This window comes from Nocardia sp. NPDC050718 (genome assembly GCF_040654235.1).
GTDB lineage: Bacteria > Actinomycetota > Actinomycetes > Mycobacteriales > Mycobacteriaceae > Nocardia.
The window spans coordinates 704,470-728,925 of sequence record NZ_JBFAHQ010000001.1 but is presented as its reverse complement, the minus strand read 5'-3'; the positions used below and the strand labels follow the sequence as shown (position 1 = coordinate 728,925).

Annotated in this window: 24 protein-coding genes; 6 read left to right on the top strand and 18 right to left on the bottom strand. The window is 69.6% G+C overall.

Annotated features, from left to right (window positions below; genetic code table 11):
* Positions 1-732, top strand: a complete 732-nt coding sequence (locus tag AB0H54_RS03450; protein WP_357342471.1) for a ZIP family metal transporter — start codon at positions 1-3, stop codon at positions 730-732.
* Here AB0H54_RS03450 and AB0H54_RS03445 read toward each other — a convergent pair.
* From AB0H54_RS03445 to AB0H54_RS03435, 3 genes are read right to left on the bottom strand one after another with little or no spacing between them, the layout of a single operon-like run.
* A complete protein-coding gene (locus AB0H54_RS03445; RefSeq protein ID WP_357342470.1) occupies positions 726-1,289 on the bottom strand; it encodes a TetR/AcrR family transcriptional regulator in 564 nt (187 codons plus the stop codon). The genes AB0H54_RS03450 and AB0H54_RS03445 overlap by 7 nt on opposite strands.
* Positions 1,289-1,708: a VOC family protein gene (locus tag AB0H54_RS03440; RefSeq protein ID WP_357342469.1), complete on the bottom strand. Its 420-nt coding sequence runs from the start codon at positions 1,706-1,708 to the stop codon at positions 1,289-1,291. The genes AB0H54_RS03445 and AB0H54_RS03440 overlap by 1 nt, the downstream gene beginning before the upstream one ends.
* 39 nt (positions 1,709-1,747) lie before the next feature.
* The gene (locus AB0H54_RS03435) at positions 1,748-3,025 is read right to left on the bottom strand and encodes a hypothetical protein (protein ID WP_357342468.1); all 1,278 of its coding nucleotides are present in this window, start codon (positions 3,023-3,025) and stop codon (positions 1,748-1,750) included.
* A gap of 96 nt (positions 3,026-3,121) precedes the next feature.
* Here AB0H54_RS03435 and AB0H54_RS03430 point away from each other — a divergent pair, with 96 nt between their 5' ends.
* The gene (locus AB0H54_RS03430; RefSeq protein WP_357342466.1) at positions 3,122-3,661 is read left to right on the top strand and encodes a TetR/AcrR family transcriptional regulator; all 540 of its coding nucleotides are present in this window, start codon (positions 3,122-3,124) and stop codon (positions 3,659-3,661) included.
* Positions 3,662-3,703: 42 nt separating this feature from the next.
* Here AB0H54_RS03430 and metE read toward each other — a convergent pair whose 3' ends face one another.
* The 3 genes from metE to aceA form a co-directional block, all read right to left on the bottom strand.
* Entirely contained in the window at positions 3,704-6,031 is a 2,328-nt protein-coding gene (gene metE / locus AB0H54_RS03425) for a 5-methyltetrahydropteroyltriglutamate--homocysteine S-methyltransferase (RefSeq protein WP_357342464.1), read from the bottom strand.
* A gap of 227 nt (positions 6,032-6,258) precedes the next feature.
* Positions 6,259-7,128, bottom strand: a complete 870-nt coding sequence (locus AB0H54_RS03420) for a 3-hydroxybutyryl-CoA dehydrogenase (RefSeq protein ID WP_218722035.1) — start codon at positions 7,126-7,128, stop codon at positions 6,259-6,261.
* Positions 7,129-7,288: 160 nt separating this feature from the next.
* Positions 7,289-8,578 (bottom strand): isocitrate lyase, encoded by a 1,290-nt coding sequence (gene aceA, locus AB0H54_RS03415; RefSeq protein WP_355274148.1) that lies wholly within the window; start codon positions 8,576-8,578, stop codon positions 7,289-7,291.
* 494 nt (positions 8,579-9,072) lie between these two features.
* Here aceA and AB0H54_RS03410 point away from each other — a divergent pair, with 494 nt between their 5' ends.
* On the top strand, positions 9,073-10,233 hold the full coding sequence (locus AB0H54_RS03410; RefSeq protein WP_357342462.1) for a lipase family protein: 1,161 nt from the start codon (positions 9,073-9,075) through the stop codon (positions 10,231-10,233).
* Positions 10,234-10,255: 22 nt separating this feature from the next.
* Here AB0H54_RS03410 and AB0H54_RS03405 read toward each other — a convergent pair whose 3' ends face one another.
* On the bottom strand, positions 10,256-10,402 hold the full coding sequence (locus AB0H54_RS03405; RefSeq protein WP_357342460.1) for a hypothetical protein: 147 nt from the start codon (positions 10,400-10,402) through the stop codon (positions 10,256-10,258).
* A gap of 371 nt (positions 10,403-10,773) precedes the next feature.
* Here AB0H54_RS03405 and AB0H54_RS03400 point away from each other — a divergent pair, with 371 nt between their 5' ends.
* A complete protein-coding gene (locus AB0H54_RS03400) occupies positions 10,774-11,589 on the top strand; it encodes a HEAT repeat domain-containing protein (RefSeq protein WP_357342458.1) in 816 nt (271 codons plus the stop codon).
* Positions 11,590-11,634: 45 nt separating this feature from the next.
* On the opposite strand, the gene AB0H54_RS03395 is transcribed toward AB0H54_RS03400, so the two are convergent.
* Positions 11,635-12,477, bottom strand: a complete 843-nt coding sequence (locus tag AB0H54_RS03395; protein WP_357342457.1) for an alpha/beta fold hydrolase — start codon at positions 12,475-12,477, stop codon at positions 11,635-11,637.
* A gap of 70 nt (positions 12,478-12,547) precedes the next feature.
* Between AB0H54_RS03395 and AB0H54_RS03390 the strand changes: the two genes are divergently transcribed.
* The gene (locus AB0H54_RS03390; protein WP_357342456.1) at positions 12,548-12,985 is read left to right on the top strand and encodes a helix-turn-helix domain-containing protein; all 438 of its coding nucleotides are present in this window, start codon (positions 12,548-12,550) and stop codon (positions 12,983-12,985) included.
* Between the two features lie 119 nt (positions 12,986-13,104).
* On the opposite strand, the gene puuE is transcribed toward AB0H54_RS03390, so the two are convergent.
* The 5 genes from puuE to AB0H54_RS03365 all read right to left on the bottom strand — a co-directional run bounded on the left by puuE (position 13,105) and on the right by AB0H54_RS03365 (position 19,799).
* Positions 13,105-14,010, bottom strand: a complete 906-nt coding sequence (puuE, locus tag AB0H54_RS03385) for an allantoinase PuuE (protein ID WP_357342454.1) — start codon at positions 14,008-14,010, stop codon at positions 13,105-13,107.
* Entirely contained in the window at positions 14,007-14,984 is a 978-nt protein-coding gene (alc, locus tag AB0H54_RS03380; RefSeq protein WP_355274174.1) for an allantoicase, read from the bottom strand. The genes puuE and alc overlap by 4 nt, the downstream gene beginning before the upstream one ends.
* A 164-nt stretch (positions 14,985-15,148) precedes the next feature.
* Positions 15,149-16,381: an aldolase/citrate lyase family protein gene (locus tag AB0H54_RS03375; protein ID WP_357342453.1), complete on the bottom strand. Its 1,233-nt coding sequence runs from the start codon at positions 16,379-16,381 to the stop codon at positions 15,149-15,151.
* A complete protein-coding gene (locus AB0H54_RS03370) occupies positions 16,378-19,347 on the bottom strand; it encodes a molybdopterin cofactor-binding domain-containing protein (protein ID WP_357342451.1) in 2,970 nt (989 codons plus the stop codon). The genes AB0H54_RS03375 and AB0H54_RS03370 overlap by 4 nt, the downstream gene beginning before the upstream one ends.
* Positions 19,344-19,799, bottom strand: a complete 456-nt coding sequence (locus AB0H54_RS03365; protein ID WP_357342450.1) for a zinc-binding dehydrogenase — start codon at positions 19,797-19,799, stop codon at positions 19,344-19,346. The genes AB0H54_RS03370 and AB0H54_RS03365 overlap by 4 nt, the downstream gene beginning before the upstream one ends.
* A 103-nt stretch (positions 19,800-19,902) precedes the next feature.
* Here AB0H54_RS03365 and AB0H54_RS03360 point away from each other — a divergent pair, with 103 nt between their 5' ends.
* Entirely contained in the window at positions 19,903-20,301 is a 399-nt protein-coding gene (locus tag AB0H54_RS03360; protein WP_357342449.1) for a helix-turn-helix domain-containing protein, read from the top strand.
* A 2-nt stretch (positions 20,302-20,303) separates the two neighbouring features.
* On the opposite strand, the gene AB0H54_RS03355 is transcribed toward AB0H54_RS03360, so the two are convergent.
* The 5 genes from AB0H54_RS03355 to uraD all read right to left on the bottom strand — a co-directional run bounded on the left by AB0H54_RS03355 (position 20,304) and on the right by uraD (position 24,417).
* A complete protein-coding gene (locus AB0H54_RS03355; RefSeq protein WP_355274187.1) occupies positions 20,304-21,125 on the bottom strand; it encodes an FAD binding domain-containing protein in 822 nt (273 codons plus the stop codon).
* A gap of 211 nt (positions 21,126-21,336) precedes the next feature.
* Positions 21,337-22,707 (bottom strand): 8-oxoguanine deaminase, encoded by a 1,371-nt coding sequence (locus tag AB0H54_RS03350; protein ID WP_357342447.1) that lies wholly within the window; start codon positions 22,705-22,707, stop codon positions 21,337-21,339.
* The gene (gene pucL / locus AB0H54_RS03345) at positions 22,695-23,600 is read right to left on the bottom strand and encodes a factor-independent urate hydroxylase (RefSeq protein WP_357342445.1); all 906 of its coding nucleotides are present in this window, start codon (positions 23,598-23,600) and stop codon (positions 22,695-22,697) included. Before pucL ends, AB0H54_RS03350 begins: the two co-directional genes overlap by 13 nt.
* A gap of 8 nt (positions 23,601-23,608) precedes the next feature.
* Complete coding sequence (uraH, locus tag AB0H54_RS03340; protein ID WP_357342443.1) at positions 23,609-23,926, bottom strand: hydroxyisourate hydrolase; 318 nt, start codon at positions 23,924-23,926, stop codon at positions 23,609-23,611.
* The gene (gene uraD, locus AB0H54_RS03335; protein ID WP_357342441.1) at positions 23,923-24,417 is read right to left on the bottom strand and encodes a 2-oxo-4-hydroxy-4-carboxy-5-ureidoimidazoline decarboxylase; all 495 of its coding nucleotides are present in this window, start codon (positions 24,415-24,417) and stop codon (positions 23,923-23,925) included. The genes uraH and uraD overlap by 4 nt, the downstream gene beginning before the upstream one ends.
* Positions 24,418-24,456 lie beyond the last annotated feature (39 nt).

Here is a 24,456-nt window from a genome sequence, read left to right as displayed (position 1 = left end):
ATGGCGATCCTGCTGTCCCTGGTGTCGATGCTGTCGACGCTGTTCGGCGGCTTCGTCGCCATGCGGATCGGCGACCGCAGGCACCTGGTGCTCGGGCTGGCCGCGGGCGTCATGCTCGGGCTGGTCGCCTTCGACCTGATCCCGGAGGCGCTCGAACAGTCCGCGGGCGAGGTGTACGGCGTGCCGGTGGTGCTGATCGCGGCGGTAGCCGGATTCCTCAGCATCCACATCATCGAGCGCGCGGTCGCGATCCACACCGGCCACGAGAGTGAATTCGGCTCGCACCACCACGGATTCGAGTCGGTCGGGTTGCTCGCCGCGGCCGGCCTGATCTTCCACAGCACCCTGGACGGTTTCGGCATCGGGATCGGTTATCAGGCGGGCGCGACCGTCGGCCTGTCGGTCGCGATCGCGGTGATCTGCCACGACTTCGCCGACGGCTTCAACACGTTCACCATCCCGACGCTGTACGGCAACGCCCGCAAACGTGCCCTCACCCTGCTCGGGCTGGACGCCATCGCCCCGGTCGTCGGCGCGATTCTCGGCACCCTGATCCACGTGCCAGAGGAGTGGATCGGCCTGTACCTCGGCTATTTCGCCGGTTTCCTGCTCTACCTGGCCACCGCCGACATCCTCCCCGAGGCGCACGCCGAGCATCCGTCCCGGCTGACCCTGCTGAGCACCGTCACCGGCGTCGCCGCGATGTTCGGCGTCGCCGCGATCAGTCACTGAACCAGGCGCACAACGGCTTCCACCGAGGACTCGACCAGGGCATCGTCGAGCGGCAGGTGACCGAACAGCGCGCGGAAGTAGATCGGCGCGGCCACCACGTCGAGGACGAAGTCGAGATCGATGCCCGGGTCGACCTCGCCGCGCGCCATGCCCGCGCGCAGGGCGGCCGCGGTGCTCGCCCGGCGCGGTTCGAAGACCGTCGCCAGGAAGTGCGCGCGCAGCTCGGGGTCGTTGGCGAGGTCGGCGACCAGCGCGGGCAGTACCCGATCGAGCGAGGTGTCGCGCAGCGCCGCGACCAGATCACGCAGGGCCACGGTGAGATCCGCGCGCAGGTCGCCGGTATCGGGGGTCGGACGCACCCCCAGCGCGTCGGCCACCACCGCGACCACCAGGTGCCGCTTCGACGGCCAGCGCCGGTAGATCGCGGGCCGGTGGATCCCCGACCTGGTCGCCACCTCGCCGATGGACAGGTCGGCGTAGCCGTTGTCGTCGAGCACCTCTCGGGTCGCGGCGAGTACCGCGGTGTCGATCCGATCCTCGCGCGCGCGGCCCGGCATCAGAACACCGGCCGCGGCACGAGCATGACGATCCAGCCGTCCGGATCGGGAAAGGCCATGCCGCCGTTGGCCGCCCAGTACGGGTTCTCGGTCGGGACCGGTTCGGCGCCGAACTCGCCGAGTCGGCGGACCGCGTCGAACATCGCGGACTCACCGTCGAAGTAGAGCACCAGCAGGTTCTCAGCACTCGGCGCGGCGCCGGGGCTGCCGTCGACGTGGGTGGTGAATTCGAGGTGGTAGTCGGTGCCGGGCAGGCCGAGCATCACCCCGTCGTAGCCCGCGTGGTTCTCGAAGCGGTAGAGCTCGCGCAGCCCCAGCCCGTCGACGTAGAAGCGCACCACCTCGTCGAGCCGGTCCGTCGGGCGGGCGATCCGGACCTGCGCGACGCGCAGGGAATCCGGCCAGGTCGTGGTGTCCATGCCAAAACAGTACAGTACGTACCGTAATGCAACCAGGGTTCAGGTCAGGTCGTGCAGCAGCTCGGTGAGGGTGAGGCGGAGCTTGTCCATGCGGGAGCGGCTGTAGAGGGCGGTGTCGTATTCGAGCTGGAGGGTGAGGCGGCCCGCGATGGTGAAGACGGTGAGCTTCGGCGGCATGGCCGGGCCCATGGCGAAGACGTCGTCGCGCAGGAAGGCGAGGTCGTCGGGGAACGAATGTGGCCGCAGGCGGCCGATATTGGAGATGGCCAGGGTCGGCGGGGTCGCCAGCAGGGCGGCGGTGAACTCGTCGGCGACCCGCTGGACGGCGAGCGGAAAGCGGGCGGGTTCGCGACGATCCAGTCCGGCGCGCAAGCCGTCGTCGACCAGCCGGGCCAGTTCGAGCGGACCGGCGTCGTCCGCCGCGCACACGAGCAGCCCTGAGCCCGAGGCGTAGTTGACCATGGTTTCCACCGGCACCGGCGGCCGCACCGCGCCGCGCACATCGGCCGCGTAACCGAAGAACAGCGGCAGCGGGCCCGGCTCCGGGAACCGGGTGCGGACGGCGGCCAAGGCCGCGCCGCTGACCACACTGTTCACCGAAACCCCCTGCTCGCGAGCCACTGCCACGAGGTGGGCGGTCGCCTCGGCGGTCAGCTCGATGCGCTGCATGGCGAATCGGCCCAGCGGGTCGGCGCCCGTGCCGTCGCCGTCGCGGGGCAGCATGCGCGGGGCGTCGCCGGGCCCCATCGTCGTCGCGCCCGCCCGCAGGTCGTCCAGCCACGCCTCCGCGTCGGCCGCCGTCACCACCTCGGCCAATCGGGTGTCCATCGCGGCGGGCAGACGCTGGTCCGGGTCCGCCTGCGGCACAACACCTCCGGTCACATGCGCGGTGTAGTGGCGCCACAGCCGATCCAGCAGCGCGAATCCCGATCTGCCGTCGGAGATGCCGTGATGGACGACGAGCACGATCTGCTGCCGCACCCCGGCTCGCAGCAGATACGCGCGGAACAGCCCGTCGCGCCAGTCCTGCGGCGTGTTGAGCAGTGCGAGGTACTCGGGCTCGTCGCCATCGAGCACATCGAAGCGGGGACGGAAACCGTCGTCACGAACGAGCCGGCCGTCCGCCACCCGGCTGCGCAACAGCGGGTGCGCGGCGGCGAGTTCGTCGAGAACACGGCGCAGGACCGCGAGGTCCAGCGTGCCGTAGACGGTGGTGCCGAGGAACAGCGGCATGCCCGCGGTGGGCACGGTGCCGAGCGTGGTGCCGGTGCCGAAGTAGGTGGATTCGAGGAAGGAAATCGGGCGCTGATCGGTCATAACGCCAACATACAATCGTTTCAAACACTTGTCACTGACGTTTGTTTGAAACTGATGTCACAAACAGGCGTATGCCCACCTTGCTATCGTGCCCGGGTGGGAACCCGAGAAGATCTGCTCGACGCGGCCAAGCGCTGCCTCGCCGAACGCGGCTACGCCCGCACCACCGTGCGCGATATCGTCGCCGCCTCCGGCACCAACCTGGCGGCCATCAACTACCACTTCGGCACCCGCGACAAGCTGCTGCAACAGGCGATGCTGGAGTCCAGCGCCGCCGCGGTGCAGCACATCCTGGACTCACTGCCCGCCGACGACCCGGCCGACCCCACCGCCCGGCTCGAGGACTTCTGGCAGCGCCTGATCACCTCGTTCGGCGAAGACCGCGCACTCTGGCAGGCCAACGCCGAATGCCTCAACCAGGCCCTGCACTCCCCCGAACTGCGCGCCGAGCTCGCCACCGCCCAGGAACTCGCCCGCACCGGCCTGTCCCAGTCCTTCGGCGCCGACAGCGATATCGGCGCGGTCCTGCAGACGATGATCGGCGGCCTGCTCCTGCAATGGCTGATCGACCCCGACCACGCCCCCACCCCCACCCAGCTCACCGCAGGCGTCCAGGCCCTGCTCCCCCGGACATGACGATGGGCGCACCGGATTCCGGTGCGCCCATCGTCTGGGGTTCTACTCCGCGGGTGCGACCTCCGCGGCCTCCGCGGCCAGGGTGCGGCGGCGCACGCGGCGGGCGGCGGCGACCATGTTGCGCAGCGAGGGCTCGAGCTGCCAGTAGTGGCGGGTCTTCAGGCCGCCGTCGGGGTTGGCCCAGAGCCGTTGCGGGGTCACCGCTTCGGCGGCCTGGGTGAGCAGTTCGTCGAGCTCGTCGATGTCGGGGATGCGGGCCGAACGGCTCTCGTAGACGCCGGGGCCGACGCCGTGGCTGAGGCCGTGGCCGGTCGCGGCGTCCTCGGTGAGGGCCTGCATCACCCATTCGATCGAGCGGGTGGCCACGATCGCGGTGACGTCGGCGTCGAGCTGCTCGATCGCGTCGACCACCTCGGTGCGGCCGGAGTAGCCGATGTGGGTGTGGATCTGGGTGTCGGCGCGCACGCCGGAGGTGGCCAGCTTGAAGGCGGCGACCGCCCAGCGCAGGTACTCCTCGCGGCCCTGCGGACGCGGCGGCAGCAGCTCGCGGATGGCGGGCTCGTCGACCTGGATGATCGCGATGCCCGCCTTCTCCAGGTCCACCACCTCGTCGCGGATGGCCAGGGCCACCTGGTCGGCCGTCTCGTAGAGCGGCTGATCCTGGCGCACGAACGAGCGGGCCAGCATCGTCACCGGGCCGGTGACCATGCCCTTGACCGGCTTGTCGGTCAGCGACTGGGCGTAGGTGGTCCAGTCGACCGACATCGGCGCCGGCCGCGACACGTCGCCGTAGACGATCGGCGGGCGCACGCAGCGCGAGCCGTACACCTGCACCCAGCCGAAGCGGGTGGTGGCGAAGCCGTCGAGCTGCTCGGCGAAGAACTGGATCATGTCGTTGCGCTCGTGCTCACCGTGCACGAACACGTCGAGGCCGATGTCCTCCTGGAGCCGGATCGTCGCCTCGATCTCGGCCTCGACCTGCTTGCGGTAGTCCTGCTCGGACAGCCTGCCCTGGGCCACCTCGTGGCGGGCCTGGCGCAGCTTGCCGCTCTGCGGGAACGAGCCGAGCGTGGTCGCGGGCACCACCGGCAGGTTCAGCCGTTCCTGCTGGGCGGCGCGGCGCTCGATGTAGGGCTCACGCTCACGCATCTCCGGGGTCACCGCGTACACGCGCTGGCGCACGGCGTGCTTCTGCTTGAAGTGCACCTCGGTCGGGCGCTTGCGCCAGTTGTCCGACGGGCCCTCGGTGAGCGCCTTGGCCAGCGAGACCACCTCACCCACCTTCTGCTTGGCGAAGGCGAGCCGGTCGGCGACATTGCCGTCGATGTCGTACTCGGCGAGCACGTCGTAGGGCACGTGCAGCAGCGTGGTTCCGGTCGACACGACCAGGTCGGGGCAGACCTCGGCGATCGAGTTCAGGTAGTTCAACGTGACGAAACGATCGGCACGCCAGACATTGGTGCCGCCGATGACACCGGCGTACAGCCGCTTGCGCTTGATCCCCGGGATCGCGGCCAGCTCCTCCGGCGTCATCCGGTAGGACGCCAGGTCGACGCCGATCGCCTCGACATTGCTCGCCGCCAGGATGCGCAGCGCCTCACCGAAATCGCCGTACTGGCCGGTGACCAGGATGCGCGGGCGCAGCGGGGCCTTGGCCAACCGCTGGTAGGCCTTGTCGAAGGCGGCCAGCTCGGCGGCCGAACGCTCGCCGGTGAAGCAGGGTTCGTCGAGCTGCACGCAGGTCGAGCCGCGCTTGGCGAGGATCTCGAACAGTTCCTCGTAGAACGGCAGCAGCTTGTCGAGCAGGCTCAGCGAGTCGAACTCGGTCTCGCCCGGCACGTGACCGGCCTTCGACAGCAGCAGCAGCGACACCGGGCCGAGCACGACCGGGCGCAGCTCGATCCCGCGCGCGATCGCCCGGTCCCACTCGTCGAGCAGGGCCTCGGGGTGCAGCGAGAACGTGGTGTCCGCGTCGAGTTCGGGCTGGCGGTAGTGGTAGTTGGTGCCGAAGAAACGCACCAGCTCCAGCGGCGGCAGGTCCGGGTTGCCGCGGGCCATCAGGAAGTAGAAGTCCAGGGGGTGCATGCCCTCCTGGTGCTCCTTGAACCGCGACGGCACGGCGCCGAACAGCAGCGCGTTGTCCAGGATGTGGTCGTAGAAGGAGAAGGTGTTGCCGGGGACCTGGGTCAGCCCGGTCGCGGCCAGCTCGTTGAACTGGCGCTCCTGGATGTCACGGCCTACCGCGAGCAGTTCCTCGCGCTCCAGCGATCCGCGCCAGTACGCCTCGAGCGCACGCTTGAGCTCGCGGTGCGGACCGATCCTCGGGTATCCGAGAACGCTCGACCCGAATCCATCGGTGACGTTGACCATGACCGGGATACTCCCTTTCGATCACCTGCGCGGTCACCCGGACGCTCGCCGGTCCCCGCGCATTGCTGCGCTCGACATATCGCCGGGCCGCGCTGGCGCGTCCGGCTACAGCAGCTTAGGCCGCGAGCGCGACCCTTCGCTGTTCCCCCTGCAAACACCCCCGAAATGGCCGAAGGCCACCGTCATCGGGTCGTTGGTGATGACGGTGGCCTCCGGGGAGCAAACCCCTACTTGCCGTACTGGTAGAAGCCGGCGCCGGTCTTCTTGCCCAGCAGGCCCGCCTCGACCATCCGCATCAGCAGCGGCGGAGCCGAGTACAGCGGCTCCTTGAACTCGGCGTACATCGAGTCCGCGATCGACTTCACGGTGTCCAGGCCGACCAGGTCGGTCAGCGCCAGCGGGCCCATCGGGTGGGCACAGCCGAGCACCATGGCCTTGTCGACGTCTTCCTTGGTGGCGAAGCCCGACTCGACCATCCGGATGGCCGAGAGCAGGTACGGCACCAGCAGCGCGTTGACGACGAAGCCGGAGCGGTCGGCCGAGCGGACGACCTGCTTGCCCAGGATGTCTGCGGCGAACTGCTCGGCGCGCTTGGCGACCGGCTCGCTGGTCTTGAGGGTGGTGACCAGCTCGACCAGCGGCAGCACCGGCACCGGGTTGAAGAAGTGCAGGCCGACCACGCGCTCGGGGTTCGCCGTGGCGACCGCGATCTTCATGATCGGGATGGAGGAGGTGTTGGAGGCGAGCACGGCGTCGGGGTCGGTGACGACCTTGTCCAGCTCGCTGAAGATGGCCGTCTTGACCTCTTCGTTCTCGACAACGGCTTCCACGACCAGCTGACGGTCGGCGAAGTCGCCGAGATCGGAGGTGAAGCGCAGCCGCCAGGCCGCCTGCTCCCGCTCGCGCTCGGTAATCTTGCCGCTGCTCACGCCACGGTCCAGCGAGCGCAGGATCCGAGCGCGGCCCGCAGCGGCGAGTTCGCGACTGGTCTCGTAGACGAGGACGTCGACGTGCGCGCGTGCGCACACTTCCGCGATGCCCGCGCCCATTTGTCCGGCGCCGATGATGCCGACGCGCTGAATCTTCTCGCTGCTCACGTCCCGCTCCTGCTGTGTGTCTGGCTCTGGGGTGGCTGGGGTGGTCATGACGACCAAGTTATAGGGATGCCCTCCCACGCCGGGGCTGTTCGGCGTGGGAGGGCGTACACCCCTACCGAGGTAGAGGAATGGTGTTGCTAGTCAAAGCAACCCCGGCGGATCAGTGGAACTGACCCTCTTCGGTGGAGCCCTTCAGGGCAGCCGTCGAGGTGTTCGGGTCCACGGTGGTGGCGATGGTGTCGAAGTAGCCGGCACCGACCTCACGCTGGTGCTTCACGGCGGTGAAGCCACGCTCGGCGGCAGCCTTGAACTCGCGCTCCTGCAGGTCGACGAACGAGGTCATGCCGTCGCGGGCGTAGCCGTACGCCAGGTCGAACATGCCGTAGTTCAGCGAGTGGAAGCCGGCCAGGGTGATGAACTGGAACTTGAAGCCCATCGCGCCGAGCTCACGCTGGAACTTCGCGATGGTCGCGTCGTCCAGGTGCGCCTTCCAGTTGAACGAAGGCGAGCAGTTGTAGGCCAGCAGCTGGTCCGGGAACTCGCTGCGGACGGCCTCGGCGAACTTGCGCGCGACCTCGAGGTCCGGCACGCCGGTCTCCATCCAGATGAGGTCGGAGTACGGGGCGTAGGCCTTGGCACGCGCGATGCAGGGCTCGATGCCGTTCTTCACACCGAAGAAGCCCTCGGCGGTACGGGTGCCGTCCAGGAACTCACGGTCGCGCTCGTCCACGTCGGTGGTGAGCAGGGTGGCGGCCTCGGCGTCGGTGCGGGCGATGATCACCGACGGCACGCCGGCGACGTCGGCGGCCAGGCGCGCGGAGGTCAGGGTGCGGATGTGCTGCTGGGTGGGGATCAGCACCTTGCCACCGAGGTGGCCGCACTTCTTCTCCGACGCCAGCTGGTCCTCCCAGTGGACACCGGCGGCACCAGCGGCGATCATCGCCTTCTGCAGCTCGTAGGCGTTCAGCGCGCCACCGAAGCCGGCCTCGGCGTCGGCCACGATCGGGGCCAGCCAGTTGGCGACCGAGTTGTCACCCTCGACCTTGGAGATCTCGTCGGCGCGCAGCAGCGCGTTGTTGATGCGACGGACCACCGACGGGACCGAGTTCGCCGGGTACAGCGACTGGTCGGGGTAGGTGTGGCCGGACAGGTTCGCGTCACCGGCGACCTGCCAACCCGACAGGTAGATGGCCTTCAGGCCGGCGCGGACCTGCTGCACGGCCTGGTTGCCGGTGAGGGCACCGAGGGAGTTGATGTAGTCCTCGTTGTTGACGAGGTCCCACAGGATCTCGGCACCACGACGGGCGAGGGTGTGCTCCTCGACGACGTTGCCCTGCAGGGCGACGACCTGCTCGGCGGTGTAGTTGCGGGTGATGCCCTTCCAACGGGGGTTGGTGTCCCAGTCGTTCTGGATCTCCGCAGCGGTCTTCGGGGTGCCGACAGTCGACATCTCTGACTCCACTTCCTCGGTGTGGTCGGTGCTCCTACGGTCCAGCCGTGAAACAACCGGCGGCTTAACGCTTTCGGTTGCGCGGCTCGTACTGCTGAAGCAATTTGCAGGCTTGCTAGGGCTAGCTAGGGCCTGAGGGGTGTACTTCCACACGATGGCACACCAGGAAATAGCCGTCTACCTGTTGCTTATGTGAATCTCAGCTAGGTTTGCCGCCGCGTTTGCTAACTTTGCGAAATTTGCGGGCTAATTGCAAGCACCCATCCTACCGACCGGTAGCGCTGACCAGGAGTTTTAGCATAACGCCCGTACTGTTAGCGCTGCCCGCCCGGGCACTGCCCGACACGCCCAACTCTCGCACCCTGTGACCTGTTTCACACACCACGCCGGGCAGGAATGGTGTGCGTGTCGTCACTGAATATCGCCCCACCCCGGAAGTAGGGGCAGCCGACGGCGTCCTGGACACTCGTCCGCGAAGACGAGAGGGTGACCCCATGAGGATTTCGAGGATCGCGGCGACGTCGAAGGTCGCGCTGGCGGTGGTCGCGGCGACGGCCGCGGTGAGTCTGGTGCCGACGGCGGCGAGCGCGCAGCCAGGACAGCGGGCCGGGAGTGTCGTCGGCGTCGAGACGCTGTCCGCCGCGGCGACGCTGCCCGGCGCGGCGCGGGCCGAGCGGCTGATCTACCGGTCGACGACGGCGGGCGACCAGCCGACCACCACCAGCGCGGCCGTGTACCTCCCGGCGGGCGCGGCGCCTGCGGGTGGGTGGCCGGTGATCGCGTGGGCGCACGGCACCGTCGGCCTCGGGGACGACTGCGCGTACAGCGTGGCCGGGCCCGCCGCGGTCGAGCGCGACCGGGCCTACCTCGGCACCTGGCTGAACCAGGGGTACGCGGTCGTGGCGGCCGATTACGCGGGCCTGGGTGGTCCGGGGGCGCATCCGTACCTGAACGGCGTGGTGGAGGCGCACAACGTGGTCGACGCGGTGCACGCGGCCACCGCGCAGTACCCGGCGCTGTCGAACAAGTGGGCCGTGGTCGGCCAGTCCCAGGGCGGCGGCGCCGCGGTGTTCACCGCCCGCTACGCCACCGAGTTCGGCGGTCCCGCCCTCGACTATCGCGGCGCGGTCGGCACCGGCGTGCCCGCCTACATCGAGGACGTCATCCAGCTGCTCGGCCCCGGCATGCCGCCGATGGCGCTCAGCGCGCACCTGTCGGCGTACGTGCTCTACATCCTCAACGGCCTGCGCACCACGTTCCCCGAGCTCGGCATCGACGGCCTGCTCACCGAGTCCGGCCGCGACTGGGTCGCGCGCGCCGAGACCGCCTGCATCGGCCCGCTCGGCGACGAGCTCGCCGCCGCGAAGCCCAGCCTCGGCAGCCTGTTCGCCCGTCCGATGTCGTCGATCCCCGACGTGCACGGCCTGCTCTCGCGCTACATGGGCCTGCCCGAATCCGGCTACGACCGACCCGTGTTCCTCGGCCAGGGCCTGCGCGACACCGACGTCGTCACCCCCGAGACCCTGCGCTTCGCCGCGGTCCTCACCGCGAACCGGCAGCCGGTCACCGTCCGCACCTACCCCACCGACCACGACGGCACGGTCAACGCCTCCCTCGTCGACTCCCTCCCGTTCGTCCGCGCCCTCTTCGCCTGAGCACGAGACCCGGCCCCGCCGTTCAGGGCCGGGCCTCGCCCAGCACCGCGCGCACGGCCGCGGCGTACGCGGCCGGGTGCGTGAGGTTGCCGTTGTGGCCGCCGGGGAATTCGACCAGCGGCGTGGCGCGCAGGTCGGCCAGTTCCCGTGCGCATTTGTGGTCGAACACGTGGTGTGCGGTGAGATGGCGCGGATCACTGCGCGAAGCATCGACATCGGCGACGATCGACGACTGTTGCGCCGTCAGACCGACTGTGTGACAACTTGCCGATGACGAGGTCAGTTTCGAGCTCCCGCAACTGCGCGCACCCCGTGGGAAGCCCGTATCAACACCAGGGGATCAGCAACAACCCGCGCTACGAGCACGCCCTCGATGAGATTTGGCAATCGCGCTGTGGCCGTGCCGAATACAGACGCTCAGTCGCCAGACTTGGATCGCCAGTGGATGTATCGCTTCAAGATCGGTGCACTTGCTCGTCACCAGATCGACACCACGCTACGCCCAGATAGGGTCGGGCTGCATGAGCCAGGGGGATAGCCATGTACAGCGGAAACATCGATAAAGACCTCAATTCGAGCGATCCAGACGTTCGGGTCGAAGCCCTAATAGAGTTGATCAAGCGCGATGATCGAACCTATGCGAGAACTGTAATCGACCTTTTCTCCGAACCGGACGAAGCCGTGCGGAGCGAAGCAGTGCGTGCCGCAGGGTATCTCGGACGGGACACCCCGGATACCGTTGGTCCATATTTGGTTACCATGCTGTCCGATTCAGATGAGATGGTTCGCAGCCAGGCGGCGGACGCCCTGGGCCTTGTAGTCTTTCCTCCTGCCGCCGCGCCACTCAGTGAACGTCTGAAATCCGACCCATCCTGGATCGTGCGGGCAGCAGCCGCGGAATCTCTCGGAAACTATGGCGGCGGGGGTTTGATCGAGTTGATGAACCGGGCCCTCGACGACACGGAATATCTCGCCGTTCAGCGATACGCGATCGAATCTTTGGGAAAATCGAACGGGTATCTCCCCCGCGCCGAGATGGAACGCCTGGTCACGGAGCTCGGCAACGATCCAGAACTCGGCGTTCAAGTGCGCGTAGCCGCGTACCGATTCGGCATCGAAGAACAGCTCGAGTCCTTGAAACTTTTGGCCCCCGTGATCGACGAGCCCCAAACAGATTTCCTCATGAATGACTTCTGGGATATGCTCGGCTCTCCGCGCCCACCAAGCCTATTCAACGATACTAAAACTATCAGTCAGATTCTCGATATCGTGGTCGTGCGCTGGCCGGTCTGGACGTCTAGGGCCGAGGAGATTCGCCGCGTGGTGCGGAGAAGTTCACCGCCTAACGGTGATTGAAGTTCGCAAACCTCTTCGCGTGACCACGAGCCCCAGCCCCAACCTTCAAGAATGGGAACGGGCCTCGGCCAGCACCGCACGCACAACGGCGGCATACGCGGCCGGGTGGGTGAGGTTCCCGTTGTGGCCACCGGGGAATTCGACCAGCGGCGTGGCGCGTAGGTCGGCCAGTTCGCGTGCGCATTTGTGGTCGAACACGTGGTGCGCGGTGGTGCGCCCGGTCGCGGGGACGATGCGCGCCGGCGAGTCGCGGAGCGCGGCGACGTCGATGTGGTCGGCCCGGGCGGCGGTGAAGTCGTGGTCGAGGAAGTACTCGAAGTTGCGCGCGCGGTCGGCGTCGATCGGTGCCAACCGCACGCCCGGTTCGATCTCCTGGTTCGCCGGATCGATGCCGAGCGTGCGCACCATCGGCGCCAGTGCCGCTCGCCAGCCCTGCTCGCGGAAGACCTCCTGACATTCGGCCAGCTCCGCGAGGTGATGCGCGCGCTCGGTCGCGGCGAGCAGCCACGGACTCACCGGCTCGTGGGCGATCAGTGTGCTCAGCTGTCCCGGATGACTGACCGCCAGGTGCAGGCCGATCGACGCGCCCATGCTGCACCCGAGCATCGCCACCGGCGCGTCGGTGAGCGCGGCCAGCAGCCGGTGCGCGTCGTCGGCGTGGGTGGCGATCGATGCGCCTGGCGTGCCGTGGATCCGGCTGCGTGAGAGCCCGCGCCGGTCGTAGGTGATGACGGTGAAGTCCGCTTCCAGCTCCCGCACCAGCGCTTCGCTGCGCCGCGCGTCCCCCTCACCGCTTTGCGAGATCAGCAGCGCCGGTCCGCGACCGCGCACCTCGTAGTACAGCTCGGCGCCGGGAACCGGCAGCGTGTCGGCGTGAATCATGCTCATGCCGTCCACCGTAATTCATCAAATTTGATTCATCAATGGTGATTCATCAACTGTGATGTACCTTGGCGGCATGGATGGAGTCGAACTGTTCCTGCTCGGGCGGACGCTGATGAAGATCGGCGAGGAGGCCCTACCCACCGAGGGACTCGGCGGCGGGCACCGGCCGGTACTCGTCGTCACCAGCGACATCGTCGCCCATCCGGACAGCACCGTCGGCGAGATCGCGCGCCGCACCGGACTCCCGCAGAGCGCGGTGTCCACGGCCGTGGCCCGGCTCGAGGAAGCCGGCTCGATCACCACCGACACCGATCCGCGCGACCGCCGCCGCACCGTCATCCGCCCGGCCGACCGGATCTCCGCCCGGGTCGCCCAGATCCGCGCCTCCACCATCGACGCCGCCGTCACCGCGGCGCTCCCCACCGACGACCCGGCCGCGACCGCCGAGGTGCTGAACGCCCTCGACATCCTTGCCCGGCACCTGCGCCCGAGAGCCACCACAGCGCAATAGAAACGGCACGCCCCGAGTTCGCTACTGCGGCGAAATGGAACCGGCATGCCCCCGAGTTCGCTACTGCGGCGCGACAAAGAACGGCCGCGCCCCCGAATTCGAGAGCGCGGCCGGACTTCTCACACCATCGGCGGATGAACCTTGCGCCAGTGCTCGGCGATATCGATCCGCCGGGCGACCCAGACCCCGTCGTGCGCCTGCACGTGATCGAGGAACCGTTCCAGCGCCGCGGTCCGGGCCGGGCGGCCCGCGAGGCGGCAGTGCAATCCGATCGACAGCATCTTCGGACTGCCCTCGGCCCCTTCGCGATACAGCACATCGAACGCGTCGCGCAGGTGCGCGAAGAACTCGTCGCCATTGGCGAAGCCGGCCGGGGAGGCGTAGCGCATGTCGTTGGTGTCGAGGGTGTACGGGACGACCAGGTGGTTCTGGCCGCGCACCTCGGTCCAGTACGGCAGATCGTCGGCGTAGGAGTCGGAGTCGTAGACGAAACCGCCGTGCTCGACCACCAGTTCCCTGGTGCTCGGCGAATCGCGCCCGGTGTACCAGCCCAGCGGTGCCGCGCCGGTCAGCTCGGTGAGCACGCGCACCGCCTCGGCCATGTCGGCACGCTCGATATCGCGATCGATGAGCTGGTAGGACTTCCATTGCAGCCCGTGACAGGCGATCTCGTGGCCGAGCTCCCGGAAGGCCGCCACCGCTTCGGGATTGCGCTGCATGGCCCGCGCCACGGCGAAGACGGTCAGCGGCAGCCCGCGCCGCTCGAAGGCGCGCAGCACCCGCCACAGCCCGGCGCGGGAACCGTACTCGTAGAGCGATTCCATGCTCATGTGCCGGTTCGGGAACGCCTCGGCCGGGGTCATCTCGGAGAGGAACGTCTCCGAGTGCGGTGACCCGTCGAGGACGTTGTTCTCCCCGCCCTCTTCGTAATTCAGCACGAACTGCACGGCCACCCGCGCGCCGTCCGGCCACTGCGGGTCCGGCGGATTCGGCCCGTAGCCGACGAAATCCCGGATATCACTCATGCGCCCAGCTCCCCGAAGAGCCGCAGCCGCGCGAGCCCGCCGTCGGGATAGATGTCGAGGCGAACCTCTTCCACCGAGGCGGCGGCCGGGGCGAGCGCGAAGCGGTGCCTGGTATCGGGCAGCAGGTCGGTGCGCGGCAGCAGTTCGACCTGGGTGCCGTCGTTGGTGAAGCCGGTGAGCGCGGCGGCACCGGGGCTGTTGCCGAGGAAGCAGGAGGTATCGATCTCGGCGAGCCGGATAGCGCCGGGGCCCGCCAATCTGATGCGCACCCAGTCGTTTCCGTCGTCGCGGCGCCGTGCGGTTTCCCAGCCGTCGCCCATGACCCTGGCCAGGCCGGGGTAGAGCAGCTGGTTCGGTGAGCTGTAGAAGCGGTTGGAGCAGTCCAGGACCAGCGCGCCGTTCTCCAGCGCGGCCAGGTCGAGCGGACCGAGACCGAGCAGCGCCGGATCCGGCCTGCCCTCGCCGTGCACGCGCAGCCGGGCGACGCCGCCGTCCGGGTGCATGGTGAGTTTCACGTGGGTCCAGCGATTCTCGTCGACGACGGCGAAGGGGTTGCGGCTGTCGCCACCGACCTTGACCCGGTCGAGCAGGGTGACCCAGTCGGTGCGGGCGGCGATCTCCTCGGCGGGCGGATAGCCCTCGATCGCCAGCGCCGACAGCGAGACCTCGGGCGGGTAATTGCCCTTGAACCAGGCGGTGTCCACCACGACACCGCGGATCACGCCCGGCACGCCGAGCCGCACGATGGCGCTGTCGTCGCCGGGCCTGCCCCGGTGCCGCCGGGTCTCCCAGCCGTCGTAGACCTGCCCCTTGTGCCCGAACGTGGCGGGCTGGTACTCCGACGGACCCGGGTTGACCAGGTTCTCCTTCTCCGCGAAGAACTCGTCGTTCGCCCAGATCACCGAACCACCGAGCGATCGAACCGCCAGGTCGGGGAGCAGCGTGAAATCGTCGCCGCCGAGGTGTGTGGTCACCGTTGCCTCCTATGCCTCAGGTGCTGCGGGCTCACGCCCGCCATGGGGGTACTGCCTGTGCGTATCGCCGCGCTCGAATCAGCGTCGCGCCGCGGCCATCCGGTCGCGACATCGACCGAGCCGCATGGCGTTGGCCTGCCGATGCCCAGGCACTCCCCGGTGTGTCATCGCGGGTCCGGTGCCGAGTAGGTGCGCGCGGCCAGCGCCTCAAGCACCGGGACGGTGAGTTCGGTGGCCCGCGTGGCGAGTTCGTCGGCGGTGACCGCGCCGCAGCGCAGGCCGCGCAGCACGGTGGTGGCGAGCGCTTCGGCGGTGGCCGGCTCGTCGAGCACCCCGCCGGAGCGCCGGTCCAGGTAGGCCTGCAAGCGGGGGACGGCGACGTCGGTGGCAGTGCGGAAGAAGTCGTAGGTGGCCAGCCAACGCGTGATCAGGTGTCCGGGATGCATGTCCCAGCCCTGGTAGTAGCCGCGCCGCAGGGCCCGCTCGACCAGGCGGTGGTGATTGCGGAAGGCGCCTTCGGGGTCGGCGTCCGGCACGATCTGGGTGGACCCGTCGCAGATCCATACCCCGGTCTGGGCGGCCGCGACCTGCATCACGGCCTTGGCGTGGTCGGCCGCCGGATGGTCGAGAGCCTGATCGGTGGCGGCGATGCCGCAGGCGGCGGTGTAGTCGTAGGTGCCGAAATGCAGTGCGCTGCATCGTCCGTCGGCGAGGGTGATCATCCGGGAGATCGGCGCGCTGCCGTCGGGCGCGATGATCGCCTGGGGGCTCTCGATCTGGAGTTCGAAGCGCAACGTCCGCTCGGGCAGCCCGTGCACCGCCTCGATCCCGGCGCACAGGTCGACGATCGCCGAGACCTGTTCGGCCGCCCTGATCTTCGGAACGGTGAACACGAACCCGGGCGCCACCCCACCTGCCGCGTCGAGCACGAGTTCGAGGGTGCGCAGGGCCCGCCTGCGTTCGCCTGCGGCCAGGCCCTTGGTCCGGACGCCGAACGAGGTGGGAGCGCCGGGCCGACCGGCCCAGCTCGCCAGCGCCTTGCCCGCGGCGGTGGCGGCCGCGTCCTCCTCCGCGTCGGCGCGGAAGCCGTAGCCGTCCTCGAAGTCGATCCGCAGGTCCTGCACCGGCTGCTCGGTCAGCCTGCGACGCACCGCCGACAACGCGTCGGTGACATCGAGGCCGACGAGGAAATCGGCGTGCCGGTGCAGCAGTTCGAGCGCGGCAGCGCCCCACTCGGCCGGGGTGTCGGCGGTGGCGCGGTCGGCGCCCACGTAGGCGGTGTGCACCGGCTGGATCCGGTCGCCCGCGCCCGGGTAGCGCGTCCGCAGACCTGCGTCGACGGCGTCGAGGGTGGCGTCGATGCGGGCGCGGATATGTTCGGGTAGCTGGGAGTTCACCCGGCGGCTCCTTCCTTGATGATCCGCCACACTCGGTCGGCGGTCATCGGTAGTCGGTCCGGTCGGGCGCCGACGGCGTCGCGGATCGCGTTCGCCAGTGCGGGCGCGACCGGGTTGTAGGGGGACTCACTCATCGATTTGGCACCCAGCGGGCCCAACTCGTCACTGGTTTCGGCGAAATACACCTCGGTGCGGGGCAGATCGGCGAACTGCGGAATGTGATAGTGCCGCAGTGTCCGGGTGGTCACCACGCCCGCGTCGGTACGCATGTCCTCGTAGAGCGCGGTGCCCAGCGCCTGGGCGACGCCACCCTCCACCTGGCCGCGCAACTGCACCGGGTTGACCACCGTGCCCGCGTCCGCCACCTGGATCGATTGCAGAATCCGCACCTCACCGGTGCTCGGCCGGACCGCCACCCGGAACGCGTGCACATTGAAACTCACCGAGCGTGGCGTCCCCGCGTGCGTGCCGTGCGCGACCAGCTCGCCGTCGGGGAGCAGTTGTTCGGCGGTCATGAGGTCGGTGCCGCACCGCACTCCGCCCGCCTCCAGCACACAGTCGCGTTCCGGGTGCCCGCTGACCTTCGCGGCCCTGGCCAGCAGCATCGCGCGCAGCTCCAGGGCGGCCGCGTAGGCGGCCTTGCCCGCGACCATCGTGCCGGTGGACCCGAACGCGCCGGTGTCGTGCCCGACGACATCGGTGTCGGACTGCCGGATCCGGATCCGGTCGGCGGTGGTGGCCAGCGCGGTCGCGGCCAGCTGCGCGTGCACCGTGGTGGTGCCGTTGCCGAATTCGGCGGTGCCGACGCCGATCTCGTAGGTCCCGTCGGCCAGCAGGCGCGCGGTGGCGTCGGCGTGGTGGCCGCGCGGTGGCACGGTGGCGATCATCGCCACCGCCATGCCCTCGCCGATCCGCCACTCCGGCGCAGGCGCGGCGACGCCGTTGCCCCGGCGCAGGGCCCGCTGGGCGGTGTCGAGGCATTGGTCGAGGCCGTAGCTGCCGAAGGTCAGGTCGCCCTCGTCGACCTCGGCGCCGGTGAACCGGTCACCGGGCACGACCACATTGCGGCGGCGGAATTCGAAGGGGTCGATGCCGAGTTCGCGGGCGAGTTCGTCGATGGCCGACTCCACGCCGAAGATCACCTGGCCGAGCCCGTAGCCGCGGAACGCGCCGGAGGGAATGTTGTTGGTGTACACCGCCTGTGCGTCGACCCGCTTGTTCGGGCAGCGGTACACCGCCACGGATTCGCCGACGGCGTGGAACATCACGCCCGCGCTGTGATTGCCGTAGGCGCCCGCGTCGGTGAGCACGTCGACCGCGAGCGCGGTCAGCAGGCCCGCCGCGTCGGCGGCAGCGGTGACCGCGACCCGCATCGGATGACGGCAGGTGGCGGAGGTGAATTCGTCGGTTCTGGTGAACTCGTACTGCACGGGATGCCCGGTCCGCAGCACCGCCAGCGCGATCAGGTCCTCGGCCAGCATCTCCTGCTTGGCCCCGAAGCCGCCGCCGACCCTGGCCGCGAACACCCGCACCTTGTCCCGGTCCAGCCCGAACACATGGCACAGTTCATCGCGCACCAGGAACGGGACCTGGGTGCTCGTCCGGATGACCAGCCTGCCCGCGTCGTCCAGCCAGCCGATCCCGCCGTGCGTCTCCAGATGCACGTGCTGCACGCGCGGCGAATGCCACACCCCGCTGACCACTTTCGCGGCCCGCTCGATCCCCGCCTCGAAATCTCCGACCCCACCGTGGATCTCGGCCACCAGGTTGCGTTCCGGGTCGGCGATGCGCGCCGACTCCGGTTTGTCGGCGTGGAGCTTCGGCGCGTCCGCGGCGAGTGCGGCCGCTGGCTCGAAAACAGCGGGGAGCACCTCGTAGTCGACCCGCAGTGCCCGTACTCCGGCGCGCGCGGCGTCGAGCGTCTCCCCCACCACCGCGGCCACCCGCTGGCCCGCGAACCGCACCGTGCGATCGAGAACGAAGGTGTCGCCGGGATCGTCCTCCCGCAGTTCGTGCCGGGCCGTCGAGAAGGCCGTGGTCGGCGCGTCCGCGTGTGTCAGCACCAGCCGGACACCCGGAACAGCCTGCGCCGCAGCGGTATCGATGGCCACGATGCGCGCGTGCGGATGCGGACTGGCCAGCACCGCCAGGTGCCACGGCGCGACGGGCGGCATCCGCTCACCCGCCCCTGGCACCACATCCAGTGTGAACGCCTCCGCGCCACGCACGATCCGCGCACCCGCCGGTGCCCGCACGCCGTCGCCCATCTGCCCCGGACCGTGCCTACCCCGCATTGCCGCCTCGACCGCCTCCACCGCGGAACCGCTGAACTCCGGGCCCTCCGCCGCCGACACGGCGGTGACCTCGGCCTCCCCCAGCCCCGACCGCCCGGCGGACGCCGCGAGCGCGGAGCCGACACCCTGATCGCCAGGAGCCGGAGCGTCCACCGCCGACCTGCGGGGTTCGGGGGTGGACGTAGTTGTGCACAATGCTGCACAGGATCCCGTCAGCGCGTCGCCGATGGCGCGGTATCCCGTGCAGCGGCACAGGTTTCCCTTGAGCAACTCGGCCCGTTCGGCATCGATGACGGCGGAGTGATCGGCCGGTGCCGCGGAGTCGCCATCGCCGGTCCGACCGGCCGCCAGACCCGTCGCCGTCACCACCATTCCCGCAGTGCAGAAACCACACTGGAACCCGGCGTGCTCGACGAAGTTGCGCTGCACCGCGTTCGGTCCGTCGTCGGCCAACCCGGCGGCGGTGGTGACGCTGCGACCGTCGACACGGTGGGCCGGGATCAGGCAGGAATGCACGGCCGTGCCGTCGAGCAGGACCGAGCAGGCGCCGCAATCGCCGGAGTCGCATCCCTTCTTGACCGCGAGTTCGCCCTGGTCGCGCAGCAGGGTGCGCAGGCATTGCCCGGGCCGCGCGGTCGCCTCGACCGCGCGTCCGTCGATCTCCAGTCTCATGAACCACCTCCTGGTGCCGTGGTCAGCACGAGCCGGCCGCGCAGGCCGCCCTCGGCGAGCCGGGTGTGGGCGCGCGCCGCGTGTTCCAGCGGCAGCGTGTCGGCCACGCGCAAGGTGAGGTCGTAGGCGGCGAGGGTGGCCAGGGCGGCACCGTCGGCGCTGATCCAGGTGTGGTGAACGCGGATGCCGCGCAACGGGATCGGGTCGGCGCCACCGACGACGGTGACGAAGGAGCCACGATTGCGCACGGCGGCCAGCGCCCTGGTGCTCAGGCCCGCGGTGTCCAGCACGGCGTCGACCAGGGCTCCCGTCCTGGTCACCGCGTCCACGGGATTCACCGCCGCCGCTGCTACCCGGATCCGGACCTGCCCCGGTCCCGGCACAGGGACGGGAACGTCGACGAGTTCGAGTGCTTCCGGTCCGCCGAAACTGTGGACGACCACTGCGCGCATGATGCTGTCTCTCTCTTCCGTAGGTACTTGTCGAACCTAGGGAGAGCTACTCTCTATCGGGAAGTACGCACCGCGAAGTGCGTACCGCACGCGAGGGAGAGCGATGACCACACGCACCGCCGCCGAGCGCCGCGCCGAGGCGGGCGCGGCCTACAACGCCTACGTGGCCGCGTGCCCGGCCCGGCAGCTGCTGGACCGGATCGGCGACAAGTGGGTCAGCCTGGCGATCAACGCGCTGGCCGACGGTCCACTGCGCTACAGCGAGGTCAACCAGCGACTGGCCGGGGTGAGCCAGAAGATGCTCACCCAGACCCTGCGCAATCTCGAACGCGACGGTCTGCTCACCCGCACCGTGCTGCCCGAGGTGCCGGTCCGGGTGGACTACCGGCTGACCCCGCTCGGCCTGGAACTGCTGCCGGTCATGCGGACCATCAAGGGCTGGGCCGAGCAGCACATGGATCAGGTGCTGGTCGCCCGCGCCGCCTACGACGCGCGGTCCTGAGGTCACGCCGTCCCCCTGAGTTCGGCGGCCACCTCGGCGGCCAGCAGCCCGGTGACGTGCGCGCGCCAGTCCGGCGCGCCGTGTGGGTCGTCGAACCACACCTCCGGTTCCAGCTCGGTCAGCGCGACCGCGAGATCGAATTCGGTGGGGACCGTGTCGAAGTCGAGCACCACCGGCCGCACCGTCGACGCGGTGACAGTGATCGCGCACCGACCGTCGGCCTCGCGCCTGCCCATCACCACCGCGCCCGAGCGCCCGAGCGGGGCCAGCGCGATCTTGCGAAAGCTGGTGCGCGCCAGCAGACTCGCGGTCGGCACCAGGAAGGACCGCACGACCGCTCCGGCGGCCAGGATGTTCTCCCCCGGCCCGGTCACGAAGTCGCGCAGCGGAATCCGCCGTTCACCACCGCCGCGCGGCCAGATGACGGCGGTCGCGTCGAGTGCCACCAGCGCGCCGAGGACCGCACCGGCGGGCAGCGACAGGCAGACGTTCCCGCCGACGGTCGCGGTGCGCCAGATCTTGTGCGAGGCGAGCAGCGCCCGGCAGGACTGCGCGAACAGCGCCGTCCCCGGCCACCCCGGTCGCAGCACGTCCGACCCCAGTTCCCGGCCGGGATGCGCGCCGGCGAATTCGGCCAGCGTGCAGGTCGCGGCGATCTCGAGCCCGTCGCAGCGCTCCAGCAGCGGCGCCCAGCCGAGCGTGGTGATGTCGACGAGCCGATCGAGCCGATCGTGCGGTTCGGAGAACAGGAAGGTGCCGCCCGCCAGCACCGCACTACCGGCGCCGACCTGTGCCAGGTCGGCGCGGTCACGGGCGAGAACCACCTCTCGAACAGTGTCCAGATCCACGTTCACCTCGCTTACCTCACCGGCCACAGTAGGGGCCGGGAGTTGCCACGATGTTGCGCGAAACCCGCGCCGGATTGCGGCGCGGTTAACCCGGTGTACGTCATCCAGTGTGCGCCGAACTCGGCGTAATCGCAGTTCAGCGCACCGACCGGGGGAACGGCCAGATCTTCGGCCCGCCCGTTCGCGCTCACGCACCGGCCAGCAGCGTCGCCTGCGCCTGGGCGACATCGGCACCGACCGCCGCCTCGTCCACCGTGGTGACGACACCGTTGCGCACCACTTCACGCCCGTTCACCAGCAGCGCCGCCAGCGGCGGCGCCGACCCGAGGACCAGCGCGACGACCGGATCCTCGATCCCCGCGTGCGCGGGCGTGTCCAGCCGCCACAGCGCCAGATCGGCCAGCTTGCCCGGCTCGATCGACCCGATCTCCGCGGCCCGGCCGAGCACCCGCGCACCGCCCATGGTCGCCAGCTCCAGCGCGGCCCGCACGGTCATCGCGCGCGGCCCGCCGACGGCCCGCGCGTACAGCAGCGCGTTGCGCGGTTCCTCGATCATCGAGCTCGACTCGTTGCTGGCCGCGCCATCCACACCGAGACCGACCGGCACGCCGGCGGCCACCAGATCCGCGGTCCGCGCGATGCCCGCGCCGAGCCTGCCGTTGGAGGTCGGGCAGTGCGCGACGCCGGTCCCGGTGCGCGCCATCGCGGCGATCGCCGGATCGTCGAGGTGCACGGCGTGGGCGTACCAGACGTCGTCACCGAGCCAGCCGAGCTGTTCCATGTACTGCGCCGGGGTGCACCCGAATGTCGACTGGCAGAAGTCCTGCTCGTCGATGGTCTCGGCCAGGTGGGTGTGCAGCCGTACCCCCGCCGACCTGGCCAGCGCCGCGGATTCCCGCATCAGATCGGCGGTCACCGAGAACGGCGAGCACGGCGCGAGCGCGATCCGCACCATCGCGTCGGCGGACGGGTCGTGCCACCGCTCGATTGCCGCGCTGCTCGTCGCGAGGATGTCGTCGATCGACTCGACCACGTCGTCGGGCGGCAGCCCGCCCTTGCTCTGGCCCAGATCCATCGACCCGCGCGCCGGATGGAACCGCAGCCCGACCGTCGCGGCCGCGCCGATCTCGGCGGCGAGCAGGTCACCGCCGCCGCGCGGGAAGACATAGTGATGATCCGACGACGTGGTGCAGCCGCTGCGCGCCAGCGACACCAGCGCGCCGGTGGCGGCCACCCGCACCGACTTCTCGTCGATCCGCGACCACACCGGATACAGCGTGGTCAGCCATTCGAACAGGGTGTTGTCGGCGGCCAGCCCCCGGGTGATCCACTGGTACAGGTGGTGGTGGGTGTTGACCAGCCCCGGCGTGAGGACACACCCGCGTCCGTCGATCCGCGCCACCTCGGGCCCGAGCTCCGGCGGCGCACCCGCGCCGACCGCGTCGATCCGGTTGCCCCGCACCGTGACCCAGCCGTCGCGGTATTCGGTGCCCGCCGCGTCGACGGTCACCACCGCGCACCCGGCGATCAGCAGATCGGGCGCGCTCACGGCTGCCATGCGATCCCCTCCTCCGGTGCGTCCGCGCGCCGCAAGGTCGCGTGGATGGAGCCGTAGGGGCGGTCCGCCGCCCAGAACACCTCGCCGTTGTTCTCGACCCCGAAGCGGGCGAGGTCGTAGTCGAAGTGGTGCTTGTTCGGCGCCGACAACCGGATCTCGGCGAGCATCGGGAATCGTTCCAGCGCCGCGGTTCCCATCGCGTGCAGGGTCTGCTGGAGCGCCTTGGAATAGGTCGACGCGAACAGTTCGAGCAGCGTGGCCCGGATGCCGTCGTAGGTCTGGTCCCAGTCGAATCCGCTGGCCTCGGCGAAGCGCCACTGCACGATCAGCGAGGTGGCCAGCACCCGGTCGTGGGTGGGGGCCAGGGTCGTGTACTCGTCGGTGAGGAAGTCCGCGAACTCCGACCCGGTGGACTTGAGCACCACCAGGTCCTTGATCCCGCCGATCACCCAGGTTCGCTGGTCGGCGCCCTTGCCCGCCACCGTCACCGCGGCGGTGCGCACCTCCGGCCCCTGCCGCACCCAGGTGTGGTCGTGTTCCTTCCCGTCGATCGATACCCGCTGCCACGCATAGGACTCCACATCGATCCGCGCGCTCGACACGGGCTCCACGGTGTCGGTGAAATGCTTCGCCAGCGCGATCGCGTAGTCCTCGACGGTGTCGAGTCCCGGCCGCTTCGCGAAGACGAAGGCCATGTTCTTCTGGGTGTCGGTGGGCAGGACGTGACGCTGGTCACCGTCGGTGTAGGCCGCCGCGAAATCACCACGGAGGGTGGTCGAGACGTTCACATCGCGGATCTCGTGGCGCGCGTTCTCCTTGTAGAAGCGCACCACCCGGTTTTCGGCCTTGCCGTAGCGGTTGTCGACCAGCTCGATCGGACCACTCAGTGCCATCTGGTTGCTCAGCTCCCTCGGTAGGTGGAATAGGCGAACGGCGACAACAGCAGCGGCACATGCAGATGCGGCTGCTCACCCACCGTGAAAGCGACGCAGACCTCGGGATAGAAGGTCTCGACTCCCTGCGCCGCGAAATAGCTGCCGGTATCGAAGAACAGGCGGTAATCGCCCGGATTCAACCCGGCGGCAAGCTCTTTCACCCGGCCGTCGGCATCGGTCAGCGCCTCGGTGAGCCGCTGATCGCCGCGGGTCAGCCAGACGGCGACCCCCGCCGCGGGCACCCCGCGCACGGCGTCGAGCACGTGCGTGCTCAGCCCGGTCACGACGACGCCACCAGTCGGGCGAGCCGAAGCCGATTGATCTTTCCCAGTTCGGTGCGCATGACCTGCCTCTCGGTCGACGGATCGTTGTCCAGCCGCGCCCGCAGGACAGCGAGCAACTCCTCGCCGTCGCGCCCTGCCGCGCAGACCAGATAGATATGGCCGAACTTGGCCTCGTAGTCGCGGTTGCCCGCGGCCAGCGCGGCCTTGACGTCGGCACCGGCGACCCCGGCCTGCTCGCGGGCCGAGGCCGCCGAGGTCGGGCGATCCCCGATCCGCGGGTGACCGGCCAGCGCCGCGTCGAGCGCGGCGTCGTCGAGCGCGGCCGAGGCGGCATCGGCCGCCGTGAGCAGCGCGTCCGTGCTGGCATAGGGCCGCGCGGCGGCGATCGCCCGCGCCCAGCCCGGTGCGGAGCAACAGGCGAGCAAGGCCGCTTCGGCGGCCGCGGCGGAGAGCGCGTTGAACTCCGCCAGGCCGATCGATTCGCTCGTCATCGATCCAGCATCTCCCCATCACCGACCGCGGGCCACCGA